The 15,027-nt window shown below is 28.4% G+C and carries 19 protein-coding genes and 1 other annotated feature; of the genes, 17 read left to right on the top strand and 2 right to left on the bottom strand.

The features are described 5' to 3' along the window. Window positions 1–11 precede the first annotated feature (11 nt). The 9 genes from HMPREF9629_RS05490 (at window position 12) to HMPREF9629_RS05450 (ending at window position 6,592) form a co-directional block, all read left to right on the top strand. Window positions 12–431 (top strand): chemotaxis protein CheW, encoded by a 420-nt coding sequence (locus HMPREF9629_RS05490; RefSeq protein ID WP_009525378.1) that lies wholly within the window; start codon window positions 12–14, stop codon window positions 429–431. Between the two features lie 69 nt (window positions 432–500). Then, window positions 501–1,115, top strand: coding sequence for a chemotaxis protein CheC (locus HMPREF9629_RS05485; RefSeq protein WP_009525377.1), 615 nt, complete (start codon window positions 501–503; stop codon window positions 1,113–1,115). A gap of 1 nt (window position 1,116) precedes the next feature. Continuing rightward, on the top strand, window positions 1,117–1,602 hold the full coding sequence (locus HMPREF9629_RS05480; protein WP_009525376.1) for a chemotaxis protein CheD: 486 nt from the start codon (window positions 1,117–1,119) through the stop codon (window positions 1,600–1,602). 12 nt (window positions 1,603–1,614) lie between these two features. Then, window positions 1,615–2,016 (top strand): hypothetical protein, encoded by a 402-nt coding sequence (locus HMPREF9629_RS05475; protein ID WP_009525375.1) that lies wholly within the window; start codon window positions 1,615–1,617, stop codon window positions 2,014–2,016. 91 nt (window positions 2,017–2,107) lie between these two features. Continuing rightward, window positions 2,108–2,851 carry a sigma-70 family RNA polymerase sigma factor gene (locus HMPREF9629_RS05470; RefSeq protein WP_009525374.1) on the top strand — a complete coding sequence of 248 codons (744 nt, stop codon included), beginning with the start codon at window positions 2,108–2,110 and terminating at the stop codon, window positions 2,849–2,851. A gap of 13 nt (window positions 2,852–2,864) precedes the next feature. Continuing rightward, window positions 2,865–4,271, top strand: coding sequence for a DUF342 domain-containing protein (locus HMPREF9629_RS05465; RefSeq protein WP_009525373.1), 1,407 nt, complete (start codon window positions 2,865–2,867; stop codon window positions 4,269–4,271). A 4-nt stretch (window positions 4,272–4,275) separates the two neighbouring features. Continuing rightward, window positions 4,276–4,620 (top strand): hypothetical protein, encoded by a 345-nt coding sequence (locus tag HMPREF9629_RS05460; protein WP_009525372.1) that lies wholly within the window; start codon window positions 4,276–4,278, stop codon window positions 4,618–4,620. A 1-nt stretch (window position 4,621) separates the two neighbouring features. After that, on the top strand, window positions 4,622–5,269 hold the full coding sequence (locus HMPREF9629_RS05455; RefSeq protein ID WP_009525371.1) for a hypothetical protein: 648 nt from the start codon (window positions 4,622–4,624) through the stop codon (window positions 5,267–5,269). Window positions 5,270–5,311: 42 nt separating this feature from the next. Next, the gene (locus tag HMPREF9629_RS05450; protein WP_009525370.1) at window positions 5,312–6,592 is read left to right on the top strand and encodes an EAL and HDOD domain-containing protein; all 1,281 of its coding nucleotides are present in this window, start codon (window positions 5,312–5,314) and stop codon (window positions 6,590–6,592) included. Window positions 6,593–6,645: 53 nt separating this feature from the next. Here the strand turns inward: HMPREF9629_RS05450 and epsC are convergent, their stop codons facing one another. Together epsC and cysK are read right to left on the bottom strand one after the other, a co-directional pair. Then, the gene (gene epsC, locus HMPREF9629_RS05445; protein WP_009525369.1) at window positions 6,646–7,248 is read right to left on the bottom strand and encodes a serine O-acetyltransferase EpsC; all 603 of its coding nucleotides are present in this window, start codon (window positions 7,246–7,248) and stop codon (window positions 6,646–6,648) included. A gap of 16 nt (window positions 7,249–7,264) precedes the next feature. Next, complete coding sequence (gene cysK / locus HMPREF9629_RS05440; protein ID WP_009525368.1) at window positions 7,265–8,185, bottom strand: cysteine synthase A; 921 nt, start codon at window positions 8,183–8,185, stop codon at window positions 7,265–7,267. A 250-nt stretch (window positions 8,186–8,435) separates the two neighbouring features. Continuing rightward, window positions 8,436–8,665 (bottom strand) — a binding site (T-box leader). Window positions 8,666–8,817: 152 nt separating this feature from the next. On the opposite strand from cysK, the gene HMPREF9629_RS05435 reads away from it, so the two are divergent. The 8 genes from HMPREF9629_RS05435 to HMPREF9629_RS05400 all read left to right on the top strand — a co-directional run bounded on the left by HMPREF9629_RS05435 (window position 8,818) and on the right by HMPREF9629_RS05400 (window position 14,557). After that, complete coding sequence (locus HMPREF9629_RS05435; RefSeq protein ID WP_009525367.1) at window positions 8,818–9,294, top strand: 4'-phosphopantetheinyl transferase family protein; 477 nt, start codon at window positions 8,818–8,820, stop codon at window positions 9,292–9,294. Window positions 9,295–9,494: 200 nt separating this feature from the next. Beyond that, window positions 9,495–9,716, top strand: a complete 222-nt coding sequence (locus HMPREF9629_RS05430; RefSeq protein WP_009525366.1) for a YdbC family protein — start codon at window positions 9,495–9,497, stop codon at window positions 9,714–9,716. Between the two features lie 179 nt (window positions 9,717–9,895). Next, window positions 9,896–11,479 carry a hypothetical protein gene (locus tag HMPREF9629_RS05425; protein WP_009525365.1) on the top strand — a complete coding sequence of 528 codons (1,584 nt, stop codon included), beginning with the start codon at window positions 9,896–9,898 and terminating at the stop codon, window positions 11,477–11,479. A 23-nt stretch (window positions 11,480–11,502) separates the two neighbouring features. After that, the gene (locus HMPREF9629_RS05420; RefSeq protein ID WP_009525364.1) at window positions 11,503–11,766 is read left to right on the top strand and encodes an EscU/YscU/HrcU family type III secretion system export apparatus switch protein; all 264 of its coding nucleotides are present in this window, start codon (window positions 11,503–11,505) and stop codon (window positions 11,764–11,766) included. After that, on the top strand, window positions 11,763–12,113 hold the full coding sequence (locus HMPREF9629_RS05415; protein ID WP_009525363.1) for a YraN family protein: 351 nt from the start codon (window positions 11,763–11,765) through the stop codon (window positions 12,111–12,113). Before HMPREF9629_RS05420 ends, HMPREF9629_RS05415 begins: the two co-directional genes overlap by 4 nt. A gap of 266 nt (window positions 12,114–12,379) precedes the next feature. After that, window positions 12,380–12,850, top strand: coding sequence for a Fur family transcriptional regulator (locus HMPREF9629_RS05410; RefSeq protein ID WP_009525362.1), 471 nt, complete (start codon window positions 12,380–12,382; stop codon window positions 12,848–12,850). Window positions 12,851–13,056: 206 nt separating this feature from the next. After that, window positions 13,057–13,206 (top strand): rubredoxin-like domain-containing protein, encoded by a 150-nt coding sequence (locus HMPREF9629_RS05405; protein WP_207635493.1) that lies wholly within the window; start codon window positions 13,057–13,059, stop codon window positions 13,204–13,206. A 163-nt stretch (window positions 13,207–13,369) separates the two neighbouring features. Then, on the top strand, window positions 13,370–14,557 hold the full coding sequence (locus HMPREF9629_RS05400; RefSeq protein WP_009525361.1) for a MalY/PatB family protein: 1,188 nt from the start codon (window positions 13,370–13,372) through the stop codon (window positions 14,555–14,557). Window positions 14,558–15,027 lie beyond the last annotated feature (470 nt).

Here is a 15,027-nt window from a genome sequence, read left to right as displayed (position 1 = left end):
TAGAGTTTATAATGAATGAAAATCAATATGTTATATTTAAACTTGCAGATGAGTTTTATGCAATAAAAATAGATAATGTTGAAACCATAGAAAGAGATATGGAAATAACGAGAGTTCCAAAAACTGACGGGCATATAAGAGGAGTCATAAATTTAAGAGGAGAGATAGTTCCCGTTATAGATTTAAGAATAAGATTAGGACTTCAAGAAAAAAGTGCGGATGCTGAAACAAGAATAATAGTTAATAAATTGAATGATATGATGATTGGATATGTGGTAGATTCCACTTATGAAGTTAAAGATATAGATCCGTCAGTAATAGAACATTCATCATTTGATAACAATATATCTGAAACTTATGTTAAAGGTATTGCAAAAGATCATGATAGAATGATAATATTGTTGGACGTAGATAAAGTTTTAGGAATATAGAAATTGATACAATTATTGTTTTAATTTTTGTATTCTCTTAAATTGTTGATTAAAATAGGAGTAAAGAATATGAATTTTACTATAGACAATATTAACAGTATGTGCTTAGACCTACTGAAAGAAATAGGTAATATAGGTTCGGGCAATGCGGCTACATCTTTGTCCAACATGATAGGTAAAAAAGTAGATATGCAGGTACCGAATGTGGAAGTTATTGATACTCAAAAAGTTGTAGAAATGTTCAGTGATCAGGAAGAGATAACTGTGGGAGTTTATATAAACTTCACAGGAGACATTCAGGGAACAATACTTACGTTGCTTGATAAAGAATCGGCAGGTAAGTTGATTAAGGCACTTATCGGACAAGAGCCGAAAGATTTTATGTATAATGATATGGAAAAATCAGTTGTTCAAGAGCTCGGTAATATTATGACAAGCGGATATGTAAATGCAATATCTATGTTTTCCAGCTTATTTATAAATATATCCATACCGTCAGTTTGCATAGATATGGTATCATCAATATTAAGTGTACCCGCAGTGGAATATGGCATAGACTCGGATAAATTGATTTTAATAGAAAATAAGTTGGATATAGAGGGAGAAAATGTTAATTGCTATTTCTTTTTCATGCCGGATTTGGATTCGTTTGAGAAATTGTTTGTACAATTAGGAGTGCTATAATATGAGTAATGTTATAAAGGTTGGAATGGCTGATTATAAGATTGCTAAATCCCCGGATTCTCTTATAACATTGGGTTTAGGTTCTTGTATAGGCATAGTGATATATGATAAAGTAAAGCAAATAGCAGGTATGGCACATATTATGCTACCGTCCAGTCAGGAAATAAAAAATAACAGCAATAAGATGAAATTTGCAGATACATGTTTGGACTTGATGATGGCAGATTTATTAAAAGCAAATGTAAACAAATCATCATTAAAAGCAAAAATTGCAGGAGGAGCACAAATGTTCAGTATATCTTTAAAATCAGATACATTGAACATAGGCAAAAGGAATGCCATTGCAGTAAAAGAAAAACTTAAAGCTTTAAATATACCGATAGTTGCAGAAGATATACTTGGTAACAGCGGTAGGACGATAACATTTGATGTATTAACTACCGAACTCCATATCAAGAGTATAGGAAAAGGAGAGAGTATAATATAATGGGGGATTTATATGAAATTTAATCCTATCATATATATTTTTTTGAATTATATAGTTGCAATGTTGACACTTATATATTCTATATTGAATAAAATTTTGTTTATAGAATATATAAGTGATACAATATTTATATTAGTATGTGTTAATATTATATATACATTGGTGCATTTTATATTGAGTTCACTAAGAGTTGAAAATGACAATATGAGCGGTAATGATAGTACTTTTAAACTTGATATAGTTGCAAATGAAGATGAAATTAAAGATTTATTAAAAGAAGATTCAAAAAGCGAAAATACAGAGAATACATCAAATTATATAAATAATATTGATGATACTTCATCAAGTCCGGAAAAAGAAAATGATGAATTTGACAAAATAGATTTTAACAAATCGGATGGTCAAGATTTTTAAATATATGAATATTTGACAAGGTTTATTATTTGTACTCTTTCTGTTTTTTTGATGCTGAAGTTTATATTTTGAAACAGGGGGGTTGGCATAATTGAATGAAAATGCCGGTATTTGGTTTCTATATGAAAAAGAAACGGATGAGTTAAAAAGGAAACAATTGAAAGAAGAGATAATCACAAATTATATAGGACTTGTTAAGATAGTTTCCGGAAAGCTTTTTAATTATTATGCACAAAAAATAGAATATGATGATCTTATGGGTTATGGCGTAATAGGACTTATAGATGCCATAGATAAATATGATTATACGAAAAATATAAAATTTGAAACATATGCTTCTATAAGAATAAGAGGAGAAATTATAGATCAGATAAGAAATTTGGATTGGATTCCAAGAAGCATAAGAAAAAAAATGAAGACTTTAAATGCGGTGACAGAAAAATTAGAGTCACAGTTGGGCAGAGAAGTAACAAGGCAAGAAATATCCGAATATATGCAAATAAGCTTGAAAGAAGTGGATGATTTGTTTGAAGAAACTACTACATATAATATAGTTTCTATAGAAGATGAAATAACTGAAAATTATAAATTACAGATAACAGATGACAAAAAAGAAAACTCTCCTGAAGAAAATCTCATATATAAAGATACCGTAAAAGAACTTGCAAAAGCCATCGATACATTAAAAGAAAAGGAAAAATTGGTAATAAATTTGTATTATTATGAAAATTTGACATATAAAGAAATATCGGAAATAGTGGGTGTGTCTGAATCAAGAATATCTCAAATAATAAGCTCATGTTTGATAAAGATAAAAAAAATTCTAAATCAATAAAGAGGGTGAAATATTGGCACTTAAGCTTAGTAGTGTGGAAAAATCTATCGGAGACTATGTTGTACACCTAAAGATAAATGAAGATAAAACAAAAGGATATATTGAAATTTCAAAAAACAATAATGACGGCTTTAATTTTCCCAGCGAAGAAGATATAATATCTTTTTTAGATGAAAACGGGGTAAAATTTGGAATTGAATATTATAGCATAAAAAATATAGTAAATAATAAAATTATGAAGGCAACTCTTGTGGCATTGGGTGAACCGGCTACAAAAGGTGAAGATGCTCAAATAATTTATAAACATGATTTTTCAAAAAAAATAAATCTTGTTCAAGATGAAAGCGGTAATATAGATTTTAAATCATTAAATTGGTTTCAACAGGTAAAACAAGGTGATATACTTGCAACAAAAATACCTGCACAAAGAGGTATAGACGGCAAAGATATAAAAGGCGAGCCTATTGTAGCACCTTTAGGAAAAGATATAAAGTTTTTACTTGGTAAAAATGTGGGTATAGATGATAGTGAACAAAATGCAGTTGCAAAAGCTGACGGAATAGTAGAAATTATAGATTCTAAAATCTGTGTAAGTGAAGTTCTCAACATAAATGGGGATGTAGACACATCTGTTGGAAATATAGAATTTAACGGAGATATATTTGTTTCCGGTGATATAAAAGGCGGATTTAAAGTTAAGGCGGAAGGTTCGTTAGATGTAAAAGGAGTAATAGAATCAAGTGATATAGAAGTCGGTAAAGACCTCATAGTAAAAGGCGGGATAAAAGGCAATGAGACAACAAAGGTGCTGGTAAGCGGCTCTGTAATATGTAAATTTATTGAAAATGCGAATGTGTTTGTAAATTTTAATATAAATACAGATTTTATAATACATTCCAATGTAATATCAGGCGGAAAAATAACTCTTAATCAGAAAAAAGGAGTAATAGCAGGCGGAGAGGTAGTAGCAAAGGATTCAATAATAACATCAACTTTAGGTTCGCATATGGGAACAAAAACTGACATAACATTAGGTGTTGATATAGCAAAAGAAGCTATGATGATTGAGAAAAAAAATATTCTTGTTAAACTGGAAAAAGAATTGAAAAGAATGATTCCGGCTATAGAAACGGGAAAGCAGATTATGGGAAGAGGATCTATGGATGATATGAAGAAAATCCAATTTGCAAAGTCCGTACAGGAATATAACTCGATATTAGCTAATATAGCTAAAATAAAAGAAGATATAAGCAACTTGGAAGAAGAGATATCACACCATAGGTTTAGCTATATAGTGGCAAAGGATACTATTTATCCGGGAGTGAGTATAACAATTTTAAAATTTTCAAAACACATAAATGACTTTTTAGGACCGAGCAAGATCTATTTAAAAGGAAATGAAGTAGTCATAGAAGGATAATGATATGGGCAATATTCAAATAATTTTTATCTGTGTATTCTTGGCGTTTTCAATAATCCTGAACATATTTACATATCTTAGATTTAAAAATTCTGATTTTTCAGTAATTTCAGATAACTCTAAGATAGAAGCACAACTTATACTTATAGATAGAAAGTTATCAGATATAAAATCAGATATTAAAGATATAACAACGAGAGTAGAAGGATTAGAGAATTTACCTGTTATGGAACTTGACGAGACGGCAAGTTATGTAAAAAGTGGAATGAATATACAAGAAATAGCTAAAAAGACCAATAAGAGCATAAAAGAAGTGGAACTTATGTTAAAAATGAGAGGTTTGATTTAATATGAAGAAAAATATTTTTAAACAATCTTATTTTTTGGGTATGTCTATGGGGATTTGCATATCTATATTAATAGTGATTATATTTTTTTCTTTTGATAAAACTGCCTCTAAAGAAAGAGCAAAACTGATTAATGAAAATGCTGATTTAAAATCACAGCTCATTGAAAAAGATACGAAAATAGAAGAGTTGAACATCAGTATAAATGACTTAAAAATGAAAAATACGGAAAAAAAAGAAAAAAGTGAAACTGATAAAACTGATGCTGAGAAAATAGTACTGGATATAAGACAAGATATGTCCAATTCTCAAATAGCGGATTTGCTTGTAGAAAATGAAATTTATACACATAAAAATGACATACTGCTCATTATGGAAATATTAAATTTTGACAGATACAGATATTCAGAAGTTTTAGAAAAATATGGGTATATATCAGGTTCTTATGAATTAAACCAAGCATTAAAACAAATAGAAAATAGTCAGTACGGCGTTACAGATGCTTTATATTCGAGCGGTTTAGTAAAAGATAAAAATTCTTTTATGAAGTTGCTATATCTGTTTGATATAAATAACAGGATTAAATATGGACAGAAACAATTCAATAAAAATTCTTCTCTTAGAGAAGTATGTGATATTTTAATTAGTTGATTATAACTGATGCTTAAGAAATATCAAAAGGAGCTTAAATAAATGGATACACTTTTTGCAAGACAACCTATATTTACAGTAGATAACAAGGTTGTAGCTTATGAACTTTTATACAGGAATACAAAACAAGATGATCAGAGTACAAATTTTGAAAAGACAATAGATGTACTCATAAATGCAAATACTTTATTTTCGAACTTTGATGTTGAAATGGCTTCGAAGAGAATATTTCTTAATTTTGACAGAAAGCTCTTATTGGATAACATAATAGATATATTATCTCCAAGAGAGCATGTTATAGAGATATTGGAAAGTGTCGTGCCTGATAAAATAATAATAAACAGAATACAGCAATTGAAAAGATTGGGATTTAGGATAGCACTTGATGATTATACTATAAATTATCCATATGAAGAATTTGTAGATGTGGCGGATTATATAAAAGTGGATTTTATAGAAAACAGTGTAAAAGAAATAATAGAACTGTCAAGAAGAGAAAAATTCAAGAAAAAAATCTTATTGGCTGAAAAAGTGGAAAATGAAAATATGCACAATTTGGCAGTAAGACTTAATTATAAATTATTTCAAGGCTATCATTATGCAAAGCCGATAGTTCATAAAGGAAACCATATATCAATAAATGTAAAAACCTGTTTAGATATATTGCTGATGCTAAACAAACCTGAGGTTGCCGCAAATGGAGAAAAGTTTGTGGATTTGTATAAAATAGCTAAACATATCGAAAGAGATCCTGTGCTTTCATTTAAGATAATACAGATAACTAACGGGGTCAGAGCAAATTTGTATGTTAAAATAGACTCTGTTTTAAGAGCTGTAACTTTACTCGGATATGCCAGCTTGCATAAGTGGTTAAAGATATTACTGTTCCAAGAAGCAAGCACAAGAAGTAAGGGCAATAATAAAGAAAATGTAAATAAAGAAGTAATAAAGAGCATAATAGTAAGAACCGCTTTTGTAGAAAATGTATTATCGAAAAATCCGAGACTTAAAGATATTTTAGGAGAAGCAGTGCTTGTTGCGATGGTTGATTTATTCGATATACTTTTTGAGATGCCTATGGAAGATATAGTAAGTTCATTAGATTTATCTAAAGAAATAATGGAAGCTTTGATGTACGATAAAGGAGATTTGGCTAAGATACTTCATCTTGTTAAGTCGTATGAATCAGGCGATTGGGATGAGGTAAAAAATATATGTGATGAATTGAACTTAAACTACAGCCATATAAGTGATTTGTATGTGAAATCATTGGATGACAGTAAAGAAGTTTTGGAAGAATTATCAAAAGAAGAGTATGCTTAGAAATAAAAGCTTTAAGTCAAATTATTTCATTTGGCTTAAAGCTTTTTTGCAATCTATTTTCTTACTTTTATACCATTAAATTTTATTACTTTTGCAGGTATACCGACTGCTGTTGCATTATCAGGAATATCATTTAACACTACTGCATTGGCACCTATTTTTGAATTTTCACCGATTGTAACAGGCCCGAGTATTTTTGCACCTGAGGAAAGCATAACATTGTTTTTAACAGTAGGATGTCTTTTTCCGGTATGATTGCCGGTTCCTCCGAGTGTAACACCATGGAACATAAGCACATCATCTCCTACTTCGGCTGTTTCTCCTATTACTACACCCATTCCATGATCTATAAAGAGTCTTTTTCCTATTTTTGCTCCCGGATGAATTTCTATACCGGTAAAAAATCTTGTAATTTGTGATATAAATCTTGCTATAAATTTAAACTTATTTATGTGTAAAAAATGGGAAATTCTATGCCAAAATACGGCATGAACAGATGGAGTATTTACAAAAATGCTAAAATAATCAGTAGATGACGGATCTTTTTGCTTTACGGTTTTTATATTTTCAATCATATCTTTAAATATATTATAATTTTTATTATTAAGCATGACGAAATCCTCAATTTGTATATTATTTTTTATATGTTCGCCCATAGTATATCTTCCTTTTTTAATTTATATCAAACAATCCTTCTACACTTAAATATCTGTTACCTCCATCCGGTGCAATAAACAAGACTTTTTTTCCTTTACCCAATTTTTTTGCTATTTCAATAGCTCCTTGCAAAGCTGCACCTGATGATATTCCAAATAATATTCCTTCATTTTCAGAGACAAATTTAACATTTTTAAATGCGTCTTCGTCGCTTACCTGTATGATTTCATCTATAAGAGAAGTGTCAGTTATATCGGCTATGAATCCTGCACCTATTCCTTGAATCTTATGTGGAGAATGTTGCCCTCCGGATAATATAGGAGAATTTTTAGGTTCGACTGCAACAATTTTTGTAGGATAGTTGTGTTCTTTGAGTCCTTTTGCAACACCTGTTATAGTTCCTCCTGTTCCAACACCTGCTACAAATGCGTCAAGAGTATCAAAATCTGCCAATATCTCTTTTGCTGTTGTATTTATATGAGCTTTTACATTATTATTATTTTCAAATTGCTTTGCCATTATATAACCGTCTTGAGTTGAAAGTTCTTCAGCTTTTTGAATTGCTCCTTTCATACCTTCTTTTGCAGGAGTTAAAACAAGTTTTGCTCCATGAGCAATCAATAATTTTCTTCTTTCAATACTCATTGATTCAGGCATAGTAAATAGAGCATTGTATCCAAGAGCTTTTGCAACAAGTGCAAGACCTATTCCCGTATTGCCGCTTGTAGCTTCTACTATCGTATTACCTTTTTTTATTAACCCTTCTTCCTCCAGACCTTTTATCATATAATAAGCGGCTCTGTCTTTGATAGAACCGGCAGGATTAAAATATTCCAATTTTACATATATATCAGCTGCATTATCTCCAAGATTAAGCTTGTTAAGTTTTATTACGGGTGTATTTCCGATAGTTTGTGTTATGTTGTTATAAATCATAGTCTTTTCTCCTTTTAATAAAAATTTAGAGATGTACAAAATAAGAAAATATATAGAAATATGTTATTGCATTATATACAGTTGTGAATAACTATAAAAACTATATTTTGCACACATCTATAAAAATTTAAAATAATATATAAATTTTTAAAGCATATTTACATTTATTAAACAGTAATTTAAAAAATTAGAGTGAAAATATATTTTGATGATTTTTTACAATAAAAAAGTCTCTATCACACATAAATATGATAGAGACGAATAAACTCCGCGGTTCCACTCCAATTGATTATACAATAATCCACCTTTTCAGATACTGACATATCCAATCCCTATAACGTGAGAAACACGTTGCAGCCTCAAAAACTTCGGTGCAAAACTCCAAAGGGCACTTCGTATAAATTGTAACGAGAATTCTCACCTGCCATTCCCTCTCTGAAGATACATATCTAAACTACTTTCCTTTTTCAATGTTTTTATACTTTAATGGTACAAATTATACTTTATAAATTTAATTAAGTCAATATATTTTTTTAAAAAATTAAAAAAGTTTTTTTAAATGTATTCTAAATATTTGTAAATTCAATATAAACTATGTTATAATATAACAAAAATGATTTTTGAGTGATATTATGAAAACATATATTTTTTTGAGCAGCTTAAATAAAAAAATTAAAACAGATGACTATGTAAAATATATATTGAGCAAGTATTATTTTATGGACTTTGGTGATATAGAAATAATACGGGGGCAAAACGGTAAACCATATATTAAAAATTCTGATATAAAATATAGTGTATCACATAAGAAGGATTATATCGTTGCAGTGTTTTCTCACGATGAAATAGGTATAGATATAGAGATATTAACTGATAAAGACTATAGTGGAATAGTAAATAGATATTTTTTTGAAGATGAGAGGAAATATATATTAACACCTACATCAGAATTAGAGAAAAATAAGAGATTTTTTGAAATATGGACAAAAAAAGAAGCATATATAAAAAAATATGATTTAAATATTTCATATATAAAAAAAATAGATAGCTTAAAAGAAGACATAGAAACATTTAAAATAAATGATTTGATAATATCAGTATGTAGTTGATAAATTATAGTAAAAGGCATAAATAAACTTTCTTTGATATAATTATTTTAATTGCTTTTCAATGCTGAATTAAATTTATTTCATAATTTTAAATAAAAATAATTTTGTCGTTTACTATAAATTTTTTGTTTGAAATTAATAAAAAATATTTTAGAAAAATATATTATATAAAGCAAAATATAAAAATAGGAGATAATCATATGGCAAAAATAACGTTTGATATAAAAGAAAATTTCGGAGAGCTAAGCAAGGCTGCAAACGGTTGGACAAAAGAGCTGAATCTTGTATCTTGGAATAATAGAGAAGCAAAATATGATATAAGAACTTGGGATGAAGAACATGAAAGCATGGGTAAAGGAATAACTTTGGATAAAGAAGAACTTATAATTTTAAAAGGAATACTTAATAATATTAAACTATAGCATTTTTAATAATTTTATACGGATATTTTCTTAATTAACGGATAAAATATATATAAACTTTTTATCTTGAGTATACTTAATTTTACTTAGTTAATAAATTTTTAAAAGTAAGCAATTAACTTTCAGTATTATATAAGATTTAATTGAGATAGGATTATTTGAAGGAGGTGACTTTTTCAGTGAGAATAGACATAGATTCCATAGGATACAGACCCGAGTTTATACCGCAAAAACCAAGCGGTGAAGTAAATGAGCTTAACAATAGAGGCGAAAATGTAAGAGGGAGAATAATAGATGTCAACCAAAATATAGTTTTGATACAGACATCTACAGGCAAGCAATTTTCAGCAACAACTACTGTTCCAATGGAGAATTTTGTAGGGCAGGAAATGTCGTTTGCATTAATGATAGGTTTAGATGGAGAATTGTTGTTAAAGCCTGAAATAGATGAAAAAAATCAAAAGACATTAGTAGACTTAAAAATAGAAGATATGCTAAACAAACTTGGAAAACAGATAACTCCTGATAACAAAGAACTTATAAAACAGATGATGAAAGCATCTATGCCTATAAATAAAGAACAGTTTGAAGAGATTAAAGAACTTAATTTTGCAATGAATTTATTGAAAAGCGATGAATTTGCAGTAAACTTGGAAACTGGAGATAACGAAAAAAACTTAAATGAATTGTTAAAAGAATTACAAACAAGAAAAGATTTCGGTTTAACAAATAAATCAGAAACACCGGTATTAAATAAAGAAACTGATTTAAAAGACATATTGCTTCTTAAGAACCTCGGTTTAAAAGTAAATGTGAGCAATTTAAAATCACTTTATGATGTTTTAAATAAGGCTAATGTCAAACAAGATGATATAATCGGAATGAATAACCTTATAAATGACAAAGAATTTAGTAGAAATCTCAGATCAGAATTGGAAAATATTACAAATATACAAGTTGAACAAAAAGATGAAAATAATTTTACAAAAACGGCAAATGTGCTTTTAGAAAATGCTGAAAAACTGTCTTTCAAAGAAACAAAGGTCTCGGATAAAGATTTTAAAAATATAGAATTTAAAGATTTTTCAGAAAATATGGCGATAAATGAGATAAAAGAATCAGTAAAAAATCCGAAATTACAAAAAGAAATAAAATCGGATGAAATAACAGAAATGCTTAAAAATATAGAAAAAGGACTCATAAAAAAGATACAGCAAAACGGTAAATATAACAAGTCTGATTTGCAAGTAGAATATGAAAAAGCAAAAGAAGAAATAAAAGATATAATAAGTATATTTTCGGCTCAAAGTGATACAGCAAAAGCAATAGAAAAACAGGTATTACCTAAATTGGATCTATTAATGAATATGGCAGAAAAATATAATTATAATGTAATACCGTTCAAAGTAGGAGAAAACTACGAAAATGTATTGCAATATTATATGAAGAAAGGAAAGAAAAGCCTAAAAAAACAAGATGAAATAAATGTAGGCTTATCAATAGATACAATGAATTACGGCAATGTGAAAGCTATGGTAAACTACGATAAAAAAGACAGTTTAAAGCTTGATTTTTATACACAAGATAGAAATGTAAAAAATTTATTTGACAATAATATATCAAAGTTAAAAGATATATTGAAAACTATAGGATTTTCTAATATAAATATAAATGTTCGTGTAAATGAAAATAAATCGCATAAGTTAATAAACGATGTGTTATTCGATGATAAAAATTTAAAAAGTTTTGAAATGTGGATATAGCCGTAAAAAAATTAGGAGAAATTATGAGGGAAGAAAAAAAAGCCGTAGCACTTAAATATGACGAAGGCGAAGATATAGCTCCGAAAGTTATTGCAAAAGGGGAAAGAAAAGTAGCTGAAAACATATTGGAAAAAGCAAAAGAGCATAATATACCGGTTTATAAAGATAAAAAACTTGCATCTCAGCTAAGCAATTTAGAAATAGATGACAATATTCCGCAAGAATTATACGAGGCTGTAGCTCAAGTATTATTGTTTATAACAAAGATAGATAGTGAAACGTTATGAAGATATTCAATTTTATAAAAGGAAGACAAGGAGAAAATTTGGCACAGGAATATCTCGAAAAAAACGGATACAAGATAATTCAAAAGAATTATAGAACGAAATTTGCAGAGATAGATATAATAGCAAAAAAAGACAATATTTTGAGTTTTATAGAAGTAAAATCAAGGAATAGCGACAGTTTTGGCAGACCGTATGAGGCTGTTAGCGAATCAAAAATAAAAAAAATTAGGAAAAATGCGGAAATATTTTTAAGTACAACCGACGTAAGTTACGATGGAATATCATTTGATATAATTGAAATCTTTTTTTACAGCAAAAGTATAAATCATATAAAATCGGCATTTTAACAATATATATACAATATTTTTCAAAATTGAAAAATAGCTATTGACTATTTTCAATTGATTATATATAATAGAAAATGAGATATATATTTTAGGTAAATATGTATAATTATATATATTTACCTAAAATGATAATTAATTGCTGTATTCAATAGAACATTTATTGATATAAAAGCAATGTTATAAAAATGACGGATTAAAAATTATTTTTTAAATATTGATTATTGTAGTTATAGATGGAATTTTTTAATGAGAAAATGGAGGCGAATATGCTTAAAATTACAGATGAAAATGCTTACTTGGAAGAATTGAAATTCAGATTGAAAGAAGAAGGATTTAAATTAACTCATCAAAGAAGAAACATAGTGGAAGTGCTTTTAAATGCACATGGCAAACATATGAGCAGTGAAGAAATCTATGACGTGGTAAAAAGAGGATGTCCTGAGATAGGTTTAGCCACAGTGTACAGAACATTGCAGGTGCTGGACAAGTTAGGATATACAAACAAACTTAATTTAGATGACGGATGTGTGAGATATGAGTTGACATTGGATAAAAATGCACATAATCATCACCACTTGGTATGTAAAAACTGTTCTAAGATAATAGAAGTAGAAGAAGATTTGCTTGATCAGTTGGAAGATGTTATAAAAGAAAAATACGGTTTTGATGTGGAAAACCATGATGTAAAATTTAACGGATATTGTAGAGAATGTTCACAAAAATTGAGAAAAGCGTAGATTTTTGATTATTATAGGTTATTTAAAATTTTAGATAAATGAAGTTTTTGATACTAAAAATCTTTTAAAAAGTCGTACAATCTATGAAACAGTACAATATAAGTCATACAAAAATATGATTGTATGGTATTTTTAAATGGATAACAATATAAATTGTAATTATGGTATTTTTATAATGAAATAACTATACTAAAAACTATAAGAGGGTGTTTATCATTAAAAGCTGGAAATGTACAATATGTGGCTATATTCATGATGGAGAAACTCCACCGGAGAAATGTCCGATATGTGGTTATGGACCTGAAAAATTTATGCAAATAGCCAATTATAAAAAAAATAACAAGGATAATAAATAGAAAATTATCTTAAAATCATATATAAGCGTTAAACCATTGAGCGAATATATTATGTTATAGATAGATTCATTGGCAACATATATGCTAAAAGAATTATAAAAAGAGATTGCTTAATTATATAATTTAATGGGTTATCAGTAAACATAATAAAGGAGGGTATACTATGGGGAAAATGAATTTAGATATTCTCTATAATAGAAGAGGAACTGACTCTGTAAAATGGGATCATAAAGATTTTGTAGATAGTAGAGTATCAGATAATGCTTTACCGTTATGGCTTTCGGATATGGAGTTCAAAGTTGCTGATGAAATAACTGACGCTTTGATTAAACGAATTGAGCATGGATTCCTTGGACATTCAATGCCGGGAGATAATTATTTTCAAGCTGTGCAAGGTTGGTATAAACGACGCTTTAATTGGAATATAAAAAAAGATTCTATTTTCTATTCTCCGGGGGTTCTCCCTGCTCTTGGTTTTGTATTAAGAGGTTTTACTAAAGAAAATGACGGTATTATTATTCAGGAACCTGTATTTTATCCATTTGCTGAATTAATTAACGGGACAAACAGAAAAATTGTAAATAATCAGTTAATTAATGACAATGGAGATTACAGTATAGATTTTTCAGATTTGGAATGCAAAGTGAAAGATCCAAACAACACAATGATGATTTTATGTTCTCCTCATAACCCTGTTGGTAGAGTGTGGACCAAAGAAGAATTAATAAAAGTTGTAAATCTGTGTCGTGAAAACGATGTTTTGATTTTTTCTGATGAGCTGCATTGTGATGCAACACGCTCAGGTGTAACGCATACTCCTACTATGACAATAACAGATTACAATAAAATTATTACAGCAGTCGCATTAGGGAAAACTTTTAATGTCGGCGGAGTTCCAATTTCACAAATTATTATTGATGATGAAGAATTAAAAGAAATATGGCACAGAGAAACCAGACTTAAACATTATATTAGTTTTGCTCCGCCTTTAGACATGGTTTTGACAGAAACAGCTTACAATAAATGCGAATATTGGGTTGATGAAGTAATGGAATACGTTGAAGATAATTATAATTTTTTAGTTGAGTATCTTCAAAAGTATCTACCTAAAACAAAATACAAAAAACCTGAAGGGACATTCTTGGCATGGATTAATTTCGGTGTTTATGTTGACTATGAAGAATTGTTTGAATTATTAATTACAAAATATGATGTATTGATCGAAAATGGTCGTACATTCGGTGAGTCTGGAGCCGGGTATTTTAGAATGACGGTTGCTTGCCCAAGAAGTTTTCTCAAAGAAGGATTAGATAGAATTGTAGCGGCAATTTATGAGTTAACTGATAAGTAAAATTATGGGATAACATATAAACAAGGTATATAATTATTACTATAACTTTTTACACTACAATATTATCTTAATATTAAAAGTTAATGAAATGATGGATATTTTTGTTTTAAAAAATTTATTGTTAGATAAGATTATTCATGCTCATAGTAAAGTGAATATATATTTTATAGATTGGTTAACGAATATTGTAGTGAACGACATAATTTACTTCTTTTTGAAAAAATATATGGTATATACTGCAATAAGTTTATTTTTAACTAAAGATAAAATATTAATGTTGTTTACTGTAGTATTATAAAGTAAACAATATTAATATTTTTTTTACTAATTGCGGAGTGTAGATAGAACTAACTGCTGTCTGCACTCCATTTTTGTATAAAGAAAATGCTATGTCAAAAATTTCATAGAAAGATAGAAATTTAATACTAAAAGCATATTAAATAAACATGTAATTGCATTACAACAAAATT

Origin of the sequence: Peptoanaerobacter stomatis (assembly GCF_000238115.1) — a bacterium.
GTDB lineage: Bacteria > Bacillota > Clostridia > Peptostreptococcales > Filifactoraceae > Peptoanaerobacter > Peptoanaerobacter stomatis.
Note: the sequence above shows the minus strand (reverse complement) of the source record. Positions and strands in the feature narration are given on the sequence as shown.